Source organism: Streptomyces fuscichromogenes (assembly GCF_014645815.1).
Lineage (GTDB): Bacteria > Actinomycetota > Actinomycetes > Streptomycetales > Streptomycetaceae > Streptomyces > Streptomyces fuscichromogenes.
Genome location: NZ_BMML01000003.1, coordinates 1 through 17,392, shown reverse-complemented (window position 1 = coordinate 17,392; position 17,392 = coordinate 1). Strand labels below are relative to the sequence as shown.

14 protein-coding genes and 2 pseudogenes are annotated in these 17,392 nt (G+C 70.7%); 6 read left to right on the top strand and 10 right to left on the bottom strand.

The features are described 5' to 3' along the window. Positions 1-92: 92 nt before the first annotated feature. The 4 genes from IEZ11_RS07220 (at position 93) to IEZ11_RS07205 (ending at position 4,502) form a co-directional block, all read left to right on the top strand. A complete protein-coding gene (locus tag IEZ11_RS07220) occupies positions 93-1,259 on the top strand; it encodes an acyl-CoA dehydrogenase family protein (protein WP_189261775.1) in 1,167 nt (388 codons plus the stop codon). A gap of 300 nt (positions 1,260-1,559) precedes the next feature. Further along, the gene (gene dacB / locus IEZ11_RS07215; RefSeq protein ID WP_189261774.1) at positions 1,560-2,894 is read left to right on the top strand and encodes a D-alanyl-D-alanine carboxypeptidase/D-alanyl-D-alanine endopeptidase; all 1,335 of its coding nucleotides are present in this window, start codon (positions 1,560-1,562) and stop codon (positions 2,892-2,894) included. A 260-nt stretch (positions 2,895-3,154) separates the two neighbouring features. Continuing rightward, complete coding sequence (locus IEZ11_RS07210) at positions 3,155-3,481, top strand: hypothetical protein (protein WP_229712853.1); 327 nt, start codon at positions 3,155-3,157, stop codon at positions 3,479-3,481. A 190-nt stretch (positions 3,482-3,671) separates the two neighbouring features. After that, positions 3,672-4,502, top strand: a complete 831-nt coding sequence (locus tag IEZ11_RS07205) for an SDR family NAD(P)-dependent oxidoreductase (RefSeq protein WP_189261773.1) — start codon at positions 3,672-3,674, stop codon at positions 4,500-4,502. A gap of 70 nt (positions 4,503-4,572) precedes the next feature. Here IEZ11_RS07205 and IEZ11_RS07200 read toward each other — a convergent pair whose 3' ends face one another. Both IEZ11_RS07200 and IEZ11_RS07195 read right to left on the bottom strand, forming a co-directional pair. After that, the gene (locus tag IEZ11_RS07200) at positions 4,573-4,836 is read right to left on the bottom strand and encodes a hypothetical protein (RefSeq protein WP_229712852.1); all 264 of its coding nucleotides are present in this window, start codon (positions 4,834-4,836) and stop codon (positions 4,573-4,575) included. A 760-nt stretch (positions 4,837-5,596) separates the two neighbouring features. Next, a complete protein-coding gene (locus IEZ11_RS07195) occupies positions 5,597-8,317 on the bottom strand; it encodes an ATP-binding protein (RefSeq protein ID WP_189261772.1) in 2,721 nt (906 codons plus the stop codon). A gap of 346 nt (positions 8,318-8,663) precedes the next feature. Between IEZ11_RS07195 and IEZ11_RS07190 the strand changes: the two genes are divergently transcribed. After that, on the top strand, positions 8,664-9,449 hold the full coding sequence (locus tag IEZ11_RS07190) for an alpha/beta fold hydrolase (protein WP_189261771.1): 786 nt from the start codon (positions 8,664-8,666) through the stop codon (positions 9,447-9,449). A gap of 19 nt (positions 9,450-9,468) precedes the next feature. On the opposite strand, the pseudogene IEZ11_RS07185 reads toward IEZ11_RS07190, so the two are convergent. From IEZ11_RS07185 to IEZ11_RS07170, 4 genes and pseudogenes are all read right to left on the bottom strand, one after another. After that, a pseudogene (locus IEZ11_RS07185) lies at positions 9,469-10,316 on the bottom strand (IS982 family transposase). 57 nt (positions 10,317-10,373) lie between these two features. Beyond that, on the bottom strand, positions 10,374-10,871 hold the full coding sequence (locus IEZ11_RS07180; RefSeq protein ID WP_189261770.1) for a VOC family protein: 498 nt from the start codon (positions 10,869-10,871) through the stop codon (positions 10,374-10,376). 281 nt (positions 10,872-11,152) lie between these two features. Continuing rightward, complete coding sequence (locus IEZ11_RS07175) at positions 11,153-11,668, bottom strand: SRPBCC family protein (RefSeq protein ID WP_189261769.1); 516 nt, start codon at positions 11,666-11,668, stop codon at positions 11,153-11,155. A 28-nt stretch (positions 11,669-11,696) separates the two neighbouring features. After that, a complete protein-coding gene (locus IEZ11_RS07170; RefSeq protein WP_189261768.1) occupies positions 11,697-12,392 on the bottom strand; it encodes a type 1 glutamine amidotransferase domain-containing protein in 696 nt (231 codons plus the stop codon). 157 nt (positions 12,393-12,549) lie between these two features. Here IEZ11_RS07170 and IEZ11_RS07165 point away from each other — a divergent pair. Then, a pseudogene (locus IEZ11_RS07165) lies at positions 12,550-13,472 on the top strand (LysR family transcriptional regulator). A gap of 167 nt (positions 13,473-13,639) precedes the next feature. Here IEZ11_RS07165 and IEZ11_RS07160 read toward each other — a convergent pair. The 4 genes from IEZ11_RS07160 to IEZ11_RS07145 all read right to left on the bottom strand — a co-directional run. Beyond that, a complete protein-coding gene (locus IEZ11_RS07160) occupies positions 13,640-15,133 on the bottom strand; it encodes an MDR family MFS transporter (RefSeq protein WP_189261767.1) in 1,494 nt (497 codons plus the stop codon). Next, complete coding sequence (locus IEZ11_RS07155) at positions 15,130-16,062, bottom strand: aldo/keto reductase (RefSeq protein WP_189261766.1); 933 nt, start codon at positions 16,060-16,062, stop codon at positions 15,130-15,132. The genes IEZ11_RS07160 and IEZ11_RS07155 overlap by 4 nt, the downstream gene beginning before the upstream one ends. After that, on the bottom strand, positions 16,062-16,691 hold the full coding sequence (locus tag IEZ11_RS07150) for a carboxymuconolactone decarboxylase family protein (protein WP_229712850.1): 630 nt from the start codon (positions 16,689-16,691) through the stop codon (positions 16,062-16,064). Before IEZ11_RS07150 ends, IEZ11_RS07155 begins: the two co-directional genes overlap by 1 nt. 203 nt (positions 16,692-16,894) lie before the next feature. Continuing rightward, the coding region (locus IEZ11_RS07145; protein ID WP_268239901.1) for an alpha/beta hydrolase-fold protein at positions 16,895-17,392 on the bottom strand (498 nt) is incomplete at its 5' end.

Genomic DNA, 17,392 nt, shown 5'->3' with positions numbered 1-17,392 from the left:
ATTCATGGGGACATGACGAATTTCCAGTCCACCTACATGTCCGTGATTCCTCATGATGGTGACCCCCGTCGTCTTCCGGGAGTACGCCCAACATGAGCACTTTCGACATCCTGTCCGATGACGAGCAGTCCGTAGTCCGTACCGTTCGCGCCTTCGTCGACAAGGAAGTAAGGCCTGTGGTACGGGAGTTGGAACACTCCGACACCTACCCCGAGACGCTGGTCGAGCAGATGAAGCGGCTCGGCATCTTCGGGCTGGCGGTGCCCGAGGAGTACGGCGGCACCCCGGTCTCCGTCCCCTGCTACGTGCTGGTCACCGAGGAACTGGCCCGTGGCTGGATGAGTCTGGCCGGGGCCATGGGCGGCCACACGGTCGTGGCCAAGCTGCTGGCGCGGTTCGGCACCGAGGAACAGCGGCGTCGCCACCTGCCGAAGCTGGCCACCGGTGAGATCCGGGCGACCATGGCCCTCACCGAGCCGGGCGGCGGCTCGGACCTCCAGGCCATGCGCACCGTCGCCCGCCGCGACGCCGAGGGCTATGTGGTCGACGGGGCGAAGACGTGGATCACGAACTCCCGGCGCTCCGCCCTGATCGCCCTCCTGTGCAAGACGGACCCGGACGCCACGCCCGCCCACCGGGGCATCTCGATCCTGCTCGTCGAGCACGGGCCCGGCCTGACGGTCTCCCGTGACCTGCCGAAGCTCGGCTACAAGGGCGTCGAGAGCTGTGAGCTGAGCTTCGACGGCTACCGGGCGCCGGCCGACGCCGTCCTCGGCGGGGTGGAGGGCAAGGGGTTCGCGCAGATGATGAAGGGCCTGGAGACCGGCCGCCTCCAGGTAGCCGCGCGCGCCCTCGGTGTCGGCCGGGCCGCGCTGGAGGACTCGCTCGCCTACGCCCAGGAGCGGGAGTCGTTCGGCAAGCCGATCTGGCAGCACCAGGCCATCGGCCACTACCTCGCCGACATGGCCACCTCGCTGACCGCCGCCCGGCAACTGACCCTGTACGCGGCCAGGGAGGCGGAGGCCGGGCGCCGGGTGGACATGGAGGCAGGCATGGCGAAGCTCTTCGCCTCCGAGACGGCGATGCAGATCGCTCTCAACGCCGTCCGTATTCACGGGGGTTACGGCTACTCCACGGAGTTCGACGTCGAACGCTACTTCCGCGACGCCCCGCTGATGATCGTCGGAGAGGGCACCAACGAGATCCAACGGAACGTCATCGCCGCCCAGTTGGTCAAGCGCGGCGGGCTGGACGCATGAGGCGGAGACCGGGGCCGTAGAACTCATGAGCGCGCGGGTCCTCAAAGGCCGGTTGGCAGTGCGACGGCTCACCCCGCGTGCGCGATGCCCCGTGGTCGTCCCGCTCTGCCGGTTCACGCGGCCCTGGTGCTCTCGGCCGCCCGGATCAGATCCCGGGAGCTGCGGTGGTGCCGAGCCGGGACGCGCCGTCTTCACAGGAAGCACCTCGGAAACGGGATCACGCCTGTAACTTTCACTCTCAAGAACCCGGGTTCTCTCTCACAACTCCCGTTCTCCCACGAGCACTTCATAGAGGCCTGCATGTCCAACCCCCCATCCCCCGTCCACTCCACCGGTCGTCACCGCAAGGCGAGAACGCTCAGCCCCGCATTCCGCCGAGTCGCCGTCGTCGCGGTGACCGCCCCCGTCGCCGGAACGATCCTGTTCGGCACGACCGCCTTCGCCGCCGGCAACACCGCCTCCAGGACCGCGGCCACCGCACTCGACCCCGCCGAGCAGACGATCGCGGACAACCTCGACACGCGTGTCCAGGACACCCGCCTCGGCAGCACGCTCAGCGGCGTCGTCATCGACGCCACGTCCCGCAACGTCGTCTGGGGCCACGACGCGACCACCGCGCTGATGCCCGCGTCCAACACCAAACTCGGCACCGCCACCGCCGCGTTGACGGTGCTCGGCCCCGACCACCGGTTCACCACCAAGGCCGTCTACGGCAACGGCACGCTGACCCTCGTCGGCGGGGGCGACCGCACCCTGACCAGCGCCGACCTCACCACCATGGCGAAGACCGCCGTCGCGGGACTCAAGAGCGCCGGGCTCACCTCCGTCAAGGTCCGGGTGGACGACAGCCTCTTCCCCGAGCCCACGCTCGCCACCGGCTGGAACGACGGCTACTACCCCGACTCCGTCACGCCGGTGCGGGCGTTGGTGGTCGACGGCGACCAGGTCACGGACACGTCTCTGGACGCGGGCCAGACCTTCGCCAAGCTGCTCGCCCAGCAGGGCGTCACCGTCACCGGTGCCGTCGCCCACGGAACCGCCGGGACGGGTGACGTGCCGGTGGCCGAGCACCGGTCCGACACGCTGTCCACCATCGTGAAGCACATGCTGAAGGTGAGTGACAACGATATCGCCGAGACACTGCTCCGGATGACCGCGATCGGCGCCGGCCACCAGCCGACCTTCGAGGACGGCGCGGCGGTCGTCCGCGAGGTGCTCGGCCGGTACGGCGTCTCGCTGGACAACTACGAGATCCACGACGGCAGCGGGCTGTCCCGCGCCAACCGCATCCCGGCCCGGACCATCGCCGACATCCTCGACGTGGCCGACAGCCCCGGCAACGCCCAGACCCTCTCCGCCATCATCGACGGCCTGCCCGTGGCCGGCGAGGCAGGTTCCACCCTGGGTCCAGAATGGGGCCGGTTCGACACCGCGGACTCGCAGTGCGCAGTCGGCAAGGTCCAGGCGAAGACCGGCACCCTCACCGGCGCGATCGCCCTGAGCGGGCTGACCAGGGCCGAGGACGGACGCTGGAAGATCTTCTCCTTCATCGAGAACAACTCCACCGCCGACCCGGCCGCCACCAAGGACGCCCTCGACGGACTGGCGGCCACGGTCAACGGCTGCTGGGCATAGGCCACTACCGGGCTCGACGGGCTCCGGGCGGGCAGCGGCCTCCCGGAGCCCGTGCCCGCTTCTTCACCGCCGGTTCCACGGAAGCCGGTTCGTTCTGCCCGCCGGTGACGCGTCGATCACCCGGCTGCCGACGCGACCACGATCCCGCACCGGTTGGGGCAGCGGCAGGTCCTGGACCCGGACACCGGCGGCACACCCGCCGCCCCGCAGCGTCGGAAACGTCATCGCGTCCAGTCAGCCGACTCGGCTACCCTCCGCCCATGGAGCAGGAGCACCCCCTCATTCGCGACGTCTTCCCGGATCTCATCGCCGAGTTGACCGCCCTCCTGGAGGAGGAAGGAGAACGCGATCTGGCTGTCTGCGCGTGGGATCTGCGCCTGGTCGACGAGTGCGACTGCGGCGACGACTTCTGCCAGAGCATCCTGACGGCAGATCATCCGCGAGGGCAGCCGTACGGCCCGGGCCACCGGTGTGTGCCACTCTCACCCTCCAAAGGCATGCTGATCCTGGACGTCGTGGACGGCCGGATCATGTACGTCGAGATACTCGACCGGCCACCCATGCACCGCCGGAGTGCACAGCCATGACGCGAGTGACGACCTGAAGAAGGGCACCCGTACCGTCGGGGCCGCCGTCCGCCTCGTCCGCCCCGGCGGGTGGGAGCGGGACACACGGCGTACGAGAAGAGCATTCTCATATTCGCAATACCGCATTACACTTTCGGAGGCTCCGAGACTCGGCGACGCCCACCCCTACGTGCCTGCCCAGGGAGATTCCATGCCGCAGACGGACTTCACCGGCCGACGAGTGCTCGTCGTCGGAGCGTCCTCCGGGATCGGGCGTTCCATCGCCCTCACCGCTGCCGGCGGCGGCGCACGCGTCGCTGTCGCGGCGCGACGCAGGGACCTGCTGGAGTCGGTGGCGAACCAGGTGGACGGTCTGGCCGTACCGGCGGATCTCGCCGACCCCGACGACTGCGCGCGCATCGCCGAGGAGGCCCTGGCCGGGCTGGGTGGGATCGATCTGGTGGTGCACTGCGCCGCCGTCTCCCCCATCACACCGATCACGAAGACCACCGCGCCGGTGTGGCAGCGGTTGTTCGCCACCAACGTGGTGGGGCCTCTCCTCGTCACCTCCCACCTGTTGCCCGAGCTCTCCCCGGGCAGTCTCACGGCCTTCGTCTCGTCACGAAGCGTGGGGCGTCCCTACCACGGTGTCGGCGCGTACAGCGCGAGCAAGGCCGCTCTCGACCAGGCACTGCTGAGTCTGCGCCTGGAGCACCCCCGACACCGCTTCACCCGTGTGGAAGTGGGAGACACCGCGGGCACCGACTTCAACCGCGACTTCGATCTCGACACCCGCAAGGAGTTGCTGCCCCTCTGGCTGGCCCACGGCGCGCTCTCCGAGACGCTCCTCGACTGCGACGACGTCAGCGAACTCATCAGCGCCTCGCTCGCCCAGCTCCTCGACCGTCCCGGCATCAGCGCCAACAACCTGGTCTTCCACGGGGCGGGCGGCATCATCACCTCCCCTGACCAGCGGCCGATGATCGGAACACGCGAAGGACGCCGGCACGCCCGCGCGGGGGCCGGCGGCCAGCAGGTCTGAGGCAGGACACCAGACCTCGGCTTGGAGAGGGACCCGGAGGGTGGGGCATCACTCGCCCGGGAGCAATCCGTCAGGGTAGGGGTGGGGCAGGAAGGGGAAGCAACCTGCCACTCCAACGCTCGTCGTCGACGTCGTCCGGTCGCCTCAGCCGGATCTCACCTGCGCTCTCTACCAGTGCCAGGACGCCGTGCAGGGGCGCGACCTGCCCGGGAACGAGCCCAAGGGGGTGGAGCGTGTGGAAGTCGACGATGATCTCGCCGCCCACCGCGTACGTGAACCAGCGCATCGGCTTCTCGTTGTCGTGCAGCACCACGGCCTCCGTGCCCACGCCCACGAGCCGTCGATACCGCTGGTGACGGCGGGTTCCTCGTCGTCGAACAGGTCGTCACCGAAGTCGTCCACCAGGTCTGCGGCGTCTCGAAGCGCCAGGGTCTCCGGGGCCACCCCCATGCGCTTGAGCAGTTCCGCCGGGGGCAGATCCCGCACGAAGGTCAGCGTGCAGATGGGGAAATCGCCCTCTCGGAACAAGTCCGGTCCGCGGCCCACCCCTGTGCCCGTCATGCCGTGGATGCTGTCGCACACCACTGCCACGGGGCACCGGTCCCGGTCCGCCACCGCATGCCGTCCCTCAGTTGCCGCCGCGGCCGCACCGGCGGACGACCCGGCCTGCTGCGTCGCGGTGGCAATGGCTCGCGACGGTCAACGAGGCCGGACGTCGTGTGTGGCGATGTGGCCGCCGATGCCCGGGAGACGAAAGTCCATGGCCCGGCCGACCTCTCGCCAGGTCGCCTCTGCCGTCTTGCGCGCATCGGCGGCGACATCGCCACGTTCGCGTATGAGCCGTTCGTAGATCGGGGCGTCGCTCCACACCGTTGCACTCAACGTACTGGTCCCTTCCTGATGACAACACCCGCTTGCCCTCCAGGCCACAGGCGGGGCGAGTCTATGGCGCCCGTTCCGCCAGCATCGTCCGGTTCCACCAGGCGGGACGCGAAACGGACCAGCACGCCGACGAGGTGCTCTGGGGAACCACTCGCGCCTCGCACGAAGGCGAGGTCCAGGGTGCGTCCGACAGATCTGTCAGGCCTGAGGAATCACCGATGCAGGCGGAAGCGACGGGCTCGGGGTACGGGGCGGGTGAGCGCGCCGGCTAGTCCGGTGTCAGGAAGGTCGGGGAAAGGCATTCCGGCAGCGTGGTGATGGGTTCGGGACTGCCGGACGGTATGGAGCACGTCCTGGTGCCGGCCGGCGGCGCCGTAGAGGCGAGCCAGCCGGAAGCTGGCCTGAGCGGCGCCGACGTGGTCGTGGGGGCCGTTGAGGGCTTGTTCTGCCAGTGTGATCGCGTCACTGAGGCGGTTTGTCTCAGCGCGTAACAGGGCCTGGACGGTCAGCGCTCTACTGTGGCCTCGGTGGTCGCCGCAGGCGTCGGTCTCCCGGAGCGCGCGGCTGATCAGCTCGGCGGCGGTGTGGTCGTCCTCGTAGAGGGCCATGTCGGCGAGTCCCAGAGTGGTCCAGGTGTGCCCGCGGTGGTCTCGGACGGCGTACAGGAGCCGGGCAGCGTGCTCGTAGTGGGTGCGGGCTGCGGCCCATCGCGGATCCTGTTCGGGACGGCCGACGACACGATGGCCGGGCCAGGGGCCGGTGTACCAGCGGCGAGGAAGCGGGCAGCCGTCCAGCACGCTCTCCTTTTCGGTGTCGGCTCGGGTGCGCAGGACCCACCCGACACCGCGGGGTTCATCGTTGGCGGCGAACAGGCCCTGTGCTTCGTCGAGTTGGGCGAGAGCTCGGGTGTAGTGAGCCTGGTGCCGACCGATCACCGCTTTTTCCCGCAGGGTCCAGGCCAGCCCACGCTCAAGCGGCAGGCCCCTGAAGAGCATCTCTGCCGCGGTGAGCGTTCGCGCGGCTTCCCTCAGTACGCCCTGTTGTCGCTGCAGGATTCCCAGGTTGCCCAGGGCGTCGCTCTCGCCGTGTGCGTCGCCCGAGTTCTGGAAGAGCTCGATCGCTTCCCTGAAGCAGTCAGCCGCCCTGCCCAGGTCGCTGCCGCCGTCACGTAAGGCTTCGCCGAGGTTGCGCAGCAGAGCGGCACGGGCTCGGCCGTCTCCCAGGCTGTCGGCCGCATCCAGAGCGAGCTCATGGGTCCGAACACTGATGTCCCAGCGCCACTGATGCTCAAGAGCGACGCTCATCGCGTCGGTGATCTCCCAGCACAGCTCCCACCACCCACGCGCGTGCGCGTGGGTGACAGCTGCCACCAGCACGACCCGCTCGGCTTCGAACCACTCGACGGCCTCCCGCACGTTGCCGGCCAACGCGTCGTCTGGCGGCGCATGACGGACCGCCCCGTCACGGCCGCCGTGCCGGGCGCCGGCCGGCCGTAGCCGAGCGTCGGCTGCGTCGGCCGCGCCGAGGAGGGCACCCAACAGGCGCCGCACGGCGCTGTCGGCCTCGTCTGCCTCGTCTGCTTCATCTGCTTCGTCGGCCAGATGGCCGGCCGCCCGCTCCTTGGAATACCCGCGCGCGAGATCGTGCAGCCCGATGCGCTGGCCGGCTGTCCTGTCGCGCCGAGCCTGAACGAGATGCGCAAGGAGCAGTCCTTCCAGGCATGCGTCGGCTGCACCGGCATCCACGTCGAGCAAGGGTGACAGCGCCCAGGCCGGCAGGTCGGGAGTGTCCAGGGCCGACAGCAGTCTGAACGCACGCTGCTGCAACACCGGGAGCGGCTGATAAGCGGCGCGGAAGACCGCGCGAACGCTGCGCTCGCCCAGGCTCAGCACGTCCAGCCGTCGGTGGTCGTCGGCGAGGTCGCGGGCGAAGGAACTCACGGTACGCGCCGGAAACGTGGCCAGCCGCGCTCCCGCGATGCGCAGGGCCAGCGGGAGCCCGCCGCACAGACGGACCACGTCGCGACCCGATTCCGGGTCCTCGTCCACCCGGTCCGCGCCGCCGATCCGTCGCAACAGATCCCAGGCGGTGCCCTCGTCCAACCCGGACAACGGGACCCGCTCGTCCACGGCCAACGTAGCAAGAGGCCGGCGGCTGGTGATCAGGACAGCGCACGCGGACCCACCTGGTATCAGCGCGCTTGCCTGCTGTTCGTCGGCCGCGTTGTCCAGGACGACCAGGACACGCCGGCCGGCCGACTCCGTTCGGAACTGCCGTGTCCGTCCGGCCTCGTCGTCGGGGATTCCTCCGCGCGGCACTCCCAGCGCCGCCAGGAAGTCGCCAAGGACCTCCGCCACGACAGCGGGGCGTTCTTCCGCCCCGTTCAGGTCGACGAAGAGCTGACCGTCAGGGTAGGACGCCGTCAGCCGGTGCGCGGCCTGCACCACGACAGATGTCTTGCCGATCCCGCCGGGACCGTGCACCAGGCAAATCCTGCACCCACCCGGACGCTCAGCTGCCTCCACCAACCGTGCGATCTCCTGGCCCCGGCCAGTGAAATCCGCCAGTGCCGACGGCAGTTGACGCGGGACGCCAGGCGATTCGCGGAGAACGGAACCGCCATGGGCAAAGGCCGACGCGGGCGCCAGCAGCAGCCGCAGTTCCTCAACTCCCGCAGGATCCTCGCTCAGAGCCCGTACCAGCCTCCGTCTCAGCAGCGCTTGGGCAGCGGGAGAACGGCCTGCCTCGTGGACCAGGACCGCGCCCTCCTCGCCCGGCAGCCGTCCGGCGATCCACCGGTACAGCCGCCCCAACCGGTCGACCACCGACTGCTCAACACCCTGCACCGCACGATCCGCCAGACCTGCGCCCAGCCTCTTCGCAGACACGACTGCCAAGGCGACCACTGCCGCCACGAGTTCCTCGACTGTCATCGCCCCCGGTCCCTCGCTGTGACGTGCGCACCGTTCCCCGAACGCACCACCGCCACCCCGACGTGAGTCATGCCCACCACACCGTCAAACGGCACCTGGCCGCCACGCCTGCAGCCCGCGGGTCCGGAGGCTGGGGCCGGCAGATGGAGCAGGCCGGGGGACTCAGTTTCCGCTGCAGCCGGGGATGGCGCACGACCTGATGATGCGCGCCAGTAGCGGTCCGGTTCACCGGAGGACCGCACTCGCCCCCCCCCGGAGCTGACCGTTCGTCGGGTCCGGAGAGGGAGGGCAGCGGCCTTGCCCTTATTGAGTGGCGGGCGCGCAGTCGTCCTGCGAGCATCTGCGGATGCTCACACTCGTCGATGGTCTGGGGCATCTTTCCTACGTCGTCGCCGGCGACGGACCGCCCGTCGTACTCGTGCACGCCGGGGTCGCCGACCACCGGATGTGGGACGCGGTCGTTCCCGACCTGGCGAAACGGCACACCGTCGTTCGCTATGACCTGCGCGGCTTCGGTGAATCCGCCCCGCCGGGCGGCCCGTTCAGGGAGAGCGACGATCTGTGCCGTCTCCTGGACCACCTCGGCCACGAACGTGTCCGGCTGGTCGGCGCGTCCTGGGGCGGTCGGGTGGCCGTGGACTTCGGGATCGCCCACCCGGACCGGGTGCACTCCCTCGCGCTGCTCGCCCCGCCATGGCCGGGATACGACTGGTCCGCGGACATGGTGGCCTACGACGAGGCGGAGACGGTGGCCCTGGCATCGGGTGACCTCGACGCCGCGGTCCAGGTGAACCTGGACATGTGGCTGCGCGGGCCGGCTCGGCAGTGGGCGGACGTCGGCGCCGGACTGGCCGACCGGCTCCGTGGCCCGCTACGGACGTCGCTGGTGAACCAGGGCGTCGTCGCGGAGTGTTCCCAGGACCCCGTGAAGAGCGGCCTCTCCGCCGTCTCCGTCCCCACGCTCGTCGGAATCGGCAGGCTCGACGTCGCCGACTTCCAGGACATCGCCCGGCGCTACGCCTCGGAGATCCCCGATGCCACCCTGGTCGAGTTCGCCACCGCCGCCCACCTCGTCGCCCTGGACGCCCCTGCCGAACTCACCGCGGTGCTGGGTCCGTTTCTCGCCCGCTAGACGAGTAAGTCCGATGTGTTCAGTGATCGAATGCGATCAGGGAACGCATGACAGGCTGGCCAGTCTTGTGATTACGCCAGATGGCTGCGGCCAGGGCGAGGACGCGCTGGGCGACGCGGACCGCGACGCCCTCAGCGGTGCGGCCGCCGTGCTGTTCGAGATCGAGCTGGCCCTTGAGAGTGTCATTCGCAGATTCGATCAGCTGCCGCACCGACTTCAGCAGCCCCTCTCCCCGGCGTTTCTTCTCGCGCTTGAACGAGGGCCGCAGCAGCTCGATCTCGCGCATGGCAAGGTCGTTCTCGAACTCCTTGGAGGCAAAGCCCTTGTCGGCGATCAGCAGCAGCCCGGGCCGGACGGCTACCAGGCCGGCGTCGAGGTCGAGCATGGCCTGCAGCACTTCGCGCTCGTCCACACCAGGTACAGGCGCAGGCCCCAGAAGAACCGGGAGTGCGAGGCGCAGTACCCGTATCCGGCCCAGCCAGCCAGGTCCGACCGCTTCACCGTCGGGCGGGACATGCCGCACGGCACCGGTGTGGAGTCGACGATCCAGTGGGTGTCGAACCAGAAGTCCGTGTCCGCCGCGAGCATCCGTATCGCCTTCTTCACCAGCGGCAATGCCGCTTTGAGGCGCTTGTTGTACCCAGACTGCTGCGGCAGATACGGGAACATCGACACCAGGTGCACGTTCGCGTAACGCAGCCAGCGTGTCTCGGAGTGGAAGCCGAGGAGAGCCTGCGCGACCGCGAGGGTGACCAGTTCGGAGTCGCTCAGCCGCGGTGGCCTGCCCATCCAGCGATGGGTCTCCAGCCCGTCATCGATCTTCACGTACAGTGCAGTCAGCAGGGTGCCCAGGTTCTCGTTCGTCACACAACGATCTTGGGCACCCTCTTCTCACCCTGGTGTGGCAGGCAGGACGGTGGCTACTCAGTCGAGGTCAGGGGCTCGGTCTGGGAAGAAGTCGGCGCTTTGGACGTACTCCATCGCTTTGGTGAACTCCGGGTCGTCGAGGCGGCGTTCCATCTCCTGCGGGCTCAGGTCTTCCACGCGGGTCTGGATCCAGTACAGGTTGCCCAGCGGGTCGCGCACCCGCCCGACCAGGTCGCCGAAGAACAGGTGGGTGACCTCAGTGACCGAGGTCCCGCCGGCCGCAACGGCCTGCCGGTGCACGGCATCGGCGTCCTCGACGTAGAGGCGGAGGAAGCCGGGGGTCGGCGGCCACTCCGGCCGCGCGTCGAACATCATCACCACCGAGTCGCCGATCCGCACCTCCGCATGCTCGATGCTTCCGTCCTTCCCGGCCAGGCACGCGAGTTCTTCCGCGTCGAACGCCCTCTTCATGAAGTCGATGAGCTGCACTGTGTCGCGCGAGACGATCCACGGCGTCACGGTGTTGTAGCCCTGGGGAACCGGCTTGACGGACATCTGACTGCCTCCTGGGGGCGAGTGCCTCAACGCGGGTGATGACGCTAGCTCCGCACTAGGTCGATTCCTGTCCTAGAGGTGCCCGATGGATGACGACGCACGTCACCCACGCCGCGCCCTGAAGGGTGGAACCCGCTGTGCCACGGATCAGCCGAGGCGCTCTGCACGGAACCCGGGACGCCGGCTGTCCCGGTCCTGCCGTGCGAGCAGGAGGAGACGGCTGCCGGCGAGCGGGAGGGCATGCGCCCCCCGAGGGCCGGAGGCGGTCCCTGGGGCACGGGTCACTCGGCGGCGGCGCGGACCAGGCCGTCCAGCCAGGCCTGGTGGCCGTTGAGCATCGGGTTCGGCCGCTCGCCGGCCAGGGCCGCGGCCGGTTCGCCGATCTGGGTCTCCTGGGTGAGGATCCGTACCCGGCCGCCGGGCAGGTCCTCCACCAGCCAGGCGTGCAGCACGTCCAGCCGCTCCTCGGGCTTGCCGTCCTGCTTCGCCGTCCAGGACAGCCGGCCAGGGACGCCGTCCGCCGGGGCCTGGAACTCGACGACACGGGCGTCCAGGGGCGGGAAGCCGAAGGTGCCGAAGCTGAAGTCCTGGTCGTCCTTGAGCACGGGACCGCCGGCCACGGGGAAGGAGATGTCGGCGACGTTGTCGTAGTAGCCCTCCCACTCGGAGGTGTCGACCAGGTAGTGCCAGACCCGGGCGGCCGTGAGGCCCTGGACGATCACCTCGTTGGAGACGAAGTTGTCGCCGGTGCCGGGGAGGTACTTCGCGGGCCAGTTGATCGCGTTCTGCGTGGTCATGCGGGTGTCCTTACGGTGAAGTGCGGTGTCAGGAAAGCTTCTTGAGGAGTTCGGCGGCGAGCGGACCGGCGGAGGCCGGGTTCTGGCCGGTGACGACGCCCCGGTCGACCACGATGTGCGGGGCCCACGGCTCGCCCGCCTCGACCTCGAGACCGGCCTCGGTGAGTCGGTCCTGGAGCAGCCACCTGGCGCCGTCGGCGCTGCCGGCCAGCCGCTCCTCCGTGTTGGTGAACGCGGTGATCCGGTAGCCGGCAAACGCGTTGGTGCCGTCCTCCTTGACGGCGGCGAGCAGGGCCGCCGGGCCGTGGCAGACCACGCCCACCGGCAGACCGGACTCCAGCGCCCGGGTGAGGAGCCGGCCGGAGTCGGCGTCGACCGCCAGGTCCTCCATCGGGCCGTGTCCCCCGGGGACGTACACGGCGTCGAAGTCGTCGAGCCGTACGTCCGTGAGGGCGACCGGGGCGCGGAACTCCGGGGCGCCCGCCACGACGGCGCGGACCGCCGCGGCGTTCTCCTCGCCGCCGCCCGCCTGCGGGGCCAGGCTGGCGGGGTCGACCGGCGGGACCACACCGCCCGGGGTGGCGACGGTGACCTGGTGGCCGGCGGCCGTGAACGCCTCGTACGGGACGGTCGCCTCGTCGGCCCAGAAGCCGGTGGGGTGTGCGGTGCCGTCGGCCAGTGTCCACCGGTCGGCACCGGTCATCACAAAAAGGATCTCCGCCATGCTGCTCCCTGCTTCTGCCTGCATCGTCGCCACTCGGGTGGGCCGCCGCCACCCGGCGGCGTCTCTCACGCTAGGACGGACAGCCATCCGATCACCAATAAGGAAGCCGATTCCCGGTATCGGGATGCCGATGGACTGCCCGGTTAGGCTGGAGGCCATGAAGCACCGGACGCATGCCACGGTCCCGCCCCCGGGAGCCGGTGGCGGACAGCTCCCGCAGCACGCGGACCTCAACCTGCTGCGGACCTTTCTGGCGGTGTACCGGGCCGGGTCGTTCACGGCGGCGGCGCCGCGGCTCGGGCTCTCCCAGCCCACCGTGACCGCGCAGATCCGCACTCTGGAACAGCAGACCGGCCGCGAGCTGTTCACCCGGCTGCCCCGAGGCGTGGAGCCCACGCCGTACGCCCACGAGATGGCGGGCCGGCTGGCCGCCCCGCTCGACGCGCTGAGCGGTCTGGAGGGGTCCGGCTCGCTCGCCGCGCCGGTGCACCTGGCCGGTCCCTCGGAGCTGCTGTGCGTACGGGTCCTGCCCGCACTCGTCCCGCTCGTCGCCGACGGCGTCCAGCTCCGCGTCGCCCAGGGACTTCCCGAGCCGCTGCTGGAGGAGATGCGGGCCGGTCGCCACGACCTGGTCATCGCCACCCGGCGGCCCCGCGGCCGGGCGCTGGAGTCGGTGCCGCTCGCCGACGAGGAGTACCTCCTGGTCGCGAGTCCGGTCTGGGCCGCACGCCTGGCCGGCCACCCGGAGGCGGGCGACCCCGGTGCCGCCCTGCGGGAGGTGCCCATGGTGACGTACGCGGAGGACCTGCCGTGTTCGGCAGACAGCTCACCGCACGAGCCGCCGTCACCGTGCCCAACCTGTACGCGGTGCTCTCCGCGGTCAACGCGGGCGCGGGCTTCAGCGTGCTGCCCCGTTCACTGTGCCAGGAGTACCTCGACTCCGGCCGGCTCGTTCTCCTCCACGCGCCGCAGGAGCCGCCGCTCAACACCCTCTTCCTCGTCCAGCGCCCCGGCGCCGAGGCCAACCCCGACGTGGTCCGGGTGCGCGACACCCTCCGGCGCACCGCCCGCACCTGGTAGCCGGCCTCGCCCGCGCGGAACCGCCCGGTACCGCGCGGGCGTCCGATACCGGGCGGACGGGGCCACGTCCCGTGGTCCGCCGAGGACTCTCCGTGCCCCGTGGGTTTCGGCGTCGGCCTCCGGCACCGGCACGCCGACGGCGAGGATGCCGGTGGCTGCCGGGTCGGTCACGGTCTCGGGTCCGGTTCCGCGTCGGGCACGGCGCGCCCCGGTCGCACGGGCTCTGCACGGGCGGGACGCGGGGCGGCGGCGTCGTACGCCTCCCTGACCCGTCGGTCGCTGACGCGCAGGGCGAGGACGGCGGCGCCCAGGCACAGGGCGGCCAGGGTGAGAAAGGCGATGCGGTCGGCGTGGGCGGTGCCGGTGCCGGCCGCCGGGACGAGCGACGCCGTCAGGGTCCCGGCCAGGGCCACTCCGAAGGCGCCGGCGGTCTGCCGCTGCATGTTGAGGAGGGTGGTGGCGTCGGCCGTGCGGGCGGGCGGGACCGTGACGAAGGCGGCGTTCTGGGCGCTCGCGAAGAGCAGGCCCACGGAGGCTCCGAGCAGGTACATCGACGGGTACAGGGCGAGGGGGTGCGGGGCGGTGGTGAGGATCGCCAGGAAGACGACGACCAGGGCGGCTCCGGCGCCGCCCACCACCATCAGGCGGCGGGGGCCGACCCGGTCGTGGAGGCGGGGCACGACCTGGGAGGCGGTCAGCATGCCAAGGGCCTCCGGGAAGGTGGCGAGGCCCGAGTGGAGCGCGTCGTAGCCCAGGTCGGTCTGCAGGAACTGGGGATAGAGGTACAGCACGCCCATGAACGCCGCCCCCGTCGGCAGCAGGACCAGCTGGGTCGTGCGGAACAGGTGGTCCTCGGCGACCCGCAGGTCGATCATCGGATGGCCGGCGCGCAGCTCCCACGGGACGAGCGCGGCGAGGAACGCCACGCCGCCCACCAGGGGAACCAGGGTGTCCGCGCTTCCCCAGCCGCGGTCCGGGGCGCCGGTGAGGGCGTACAGGACCGCCGCGAGGCCGCCGCCCGCGAGGACGAAGCCCGGTACGTCGAAGCGGGGGGCGCCCAGGCCGGGGAAGTCGGGCAGGACAGCCGCCCCGAAGAGCAGGGCGAGGACTCCGACGGGGAGGTTGACGAGGAACACCCAGTGCCAGGAGGCGGTGTCCACCAGCCAGCCGCCGAGGACCGGTCCGAGGGCCGGGGCGACCGCGGTCGGCAGCATGACGTACTGCTGCGCCCGTAGCCGCTCGGCGACGGGGAACGCGCGCAGCATCATCGTCATCCCGACCGGGGCGAGCAGCCCCCCGCCGACGCCCTGGAGGACGCGGTACGCGGTGAGCGCTTCGAGGGAACCCGCGGTGGCGCACAGTGCGGAGGCCACGGTGAACAGCAGCAGGGCGGCCAGGGCGGTGCGCCGGGTGCCGAAGCGGTTGCCGAGCCAGCCGGAGACGGGGATGAACACCGCGAGGGCCACCAGGTAGCCGACGTTGACCGAGCTCAGACCCGAGGTGTCGACGGCGAAGTCGCGGCCGATGGCCGGGAGGGCCACGTTGACGATCGTGGTGTCCATGATGGCCATGAAGTTCGCGGCGACGAACACCCCGCACACCGCGACCTTCGCGGAGACCCGGTGACCGAGGCGCGGCCCGGTCGACTGCCCGGAGCTCACCGGCCGTGGCGGAGCCAGTGGACCTGCTCCTCGGTGAGAGTGAGGCGGCGCGCCTGGAGGGAGTTGTCGATCTGGGCGGTGGTCCGCGCGCCGATGGACGGCCACACGCCGGGGTGGTGGAGGGTCCAGGCCAGGGCCACGGTCTCGGGCCGGGAGCCGAGTTGTCCGGCGAGCTCCAGGCAGCGCTGCCGCCGGGCGCGGTTGTCCTCGGTGTCGTAGGGATCGGGCTTGCCGTGGTGCTCCTTGGGTCCGGTGCGGGCGAACCAGCCGCGGGCCTGCGAGGACCAGCCGAGCAGGGGCAGCCGGTGTCCGCGGACGACGTCGAGGACGGTGGTGTCGGCGTGCAGGCTGCCCTCCAGCAGGGCCGGGTCGGGTTCGGCGAGGCTGAACTGGTAGCTGGCGACGGGCGTGTGCCCCCTGTCGACGAGTGCGGCGGCGAGCTCCGAGAGCCGCTCCGCCCGCCAGTTGGAGACGCCGACGCGGCGGACGTGTCCGGCGTCGACGAGACTCACGAGGGTGTCCGCGAGCTCGGCGACCGACCGGGTGGGGTCGTCACAGTGGTAGAGGAGGACGTCGATGACCTCGACCCCGAGGTTCACCAGTGCGGACCGCACGTGGGCGAGGACGGTGTCCTGGTCCAGCGGGATGTCACCGCCGGTCGTGTCGTGGCCGACCTTGGTGGCCACGCCCAGCGTGCCGGGGTTCGCGCGCAGCCACGCGCCGACCGCCGCCTCGGCCCGGCCGCCGGCGTAGCTGTGCGAGGTCTCCACCAACAGTCCGCCGGCGTCGGCGAAGTGGGCGAGCCGTTCGGCGGTGGCCTCGGCCGGCTCCGCGCCGAACGGGCCGCCGAGGACGAAGCGGTGCGCGGCCGTCTCCATGCCGTCCTGGTCGAGGAGCCCGTCGAGCAGCTGCAGCGGGGAACGGGGCATCAGGCGTCGCCTCCGGACACCCGTCGGAAGCCGTCGACGTCGGCGAACGGCCGGGGCAGATGCGGCCGGAGCGGAACCTGGAAGGTGTTGAGCATCATCGCGGACATGCTGAAGCTGCCGATGCAGCCGATCAGGTCCAGTACCCCGTCCTCGCCGAACAGTCCGATCGCCTCGGCGTAGGTGTGGTCCGTGACGAAGTGGTCGTGGAGCATCTCGTGGGCGAAGGCGTGGAAGACGCGTTCGTCCTCCGCCTTGAAGCCGGGGTCCTCGCCCCGCGCGAGGCGGTCCAGGCTGTCGGACGGGACGCCTTCCGCGACGGCCTGCTGGATGTGGGCGTTCCACGCGGACTGGCTGTCGAAGTGCCGGGCCGCGATCAACACGCTCAGCTCACGCAGGCGTTGGGGGAACCGGGACTCGTTGCGGCAGTACCGGCCGAGGTTCTCCACCCAGTGGGCGAGTTCCATGTCGCGGGCCCAGACGAGAAAGGGCGGGGGTGGTTCGACGCCGGGGCCGACGATGGTTTCGAGCAGTTCGGTCTGCTCGGGGGTGAGGCTGGTCAGCGGGGTCAGTCGCATGGTCGCGCTGCCTTTCAGGGGGAGGTGGATCACCGAGTCGTCGTCCGCGCTCACGGGAGTCGACGGTGCTGGTCCGTCGGAGCGGCCCGCGCCCGGGGGCAGGGTCCGGGAGGCGCCCCGGGGCGCGGGCGGCCGCACCGGTGGGCCGAGGGCGATGGCCCGTCGGCGACCGGTGGAAAGGGGGCGGTACGGCGACTCGGGTGGGGAACACCCCGGACGGGGTGCTCAACCCGCTGGAGCAGGTGGGGCGGAGGCCGTCAGGCGGTGCGCCACCAGGCGTAGTACTTGTCGCCGTAGCCGTCCATGATGTCCGCGTACTCGTGGTCCGCGTCCGGGAACTCGAAGAAGTCGTGCGGCACTCCGAGGTCCGTGAAACGGGTGTCCAGGTCGCGGATGGTGGGCGCGAGGCGGGTGTCGAGCCGGCCGGACAGCAGCCGGACCTGGCTGGTGCGGCGCAGTTCCGGGGCGTTGGCCAGGACCAGGCTCCAGGGGTGGCAGAGGTCGTAGTACTCCTGGTCGCCGAAGTAGGTGTTGTTGACCCGGTCCTCCGGCTCGTCCTTGAGGAAGCGCAGGATCGCGGGGGCGACCGCGGACACCTTGCCGAAGATCTTCGGGTACTTCAGGCCGAGGTGCAGGGCGCCGAAGCCGCCCATGGAGAAGCCCTCGACGGTGCGGGCGGCGGCCTCGGGGATCGTCCGGTAGGTGTCGTCCATGTGCCGGACCAGGTCGAAGGCGGTGATCTGGGCGAGCGGGCG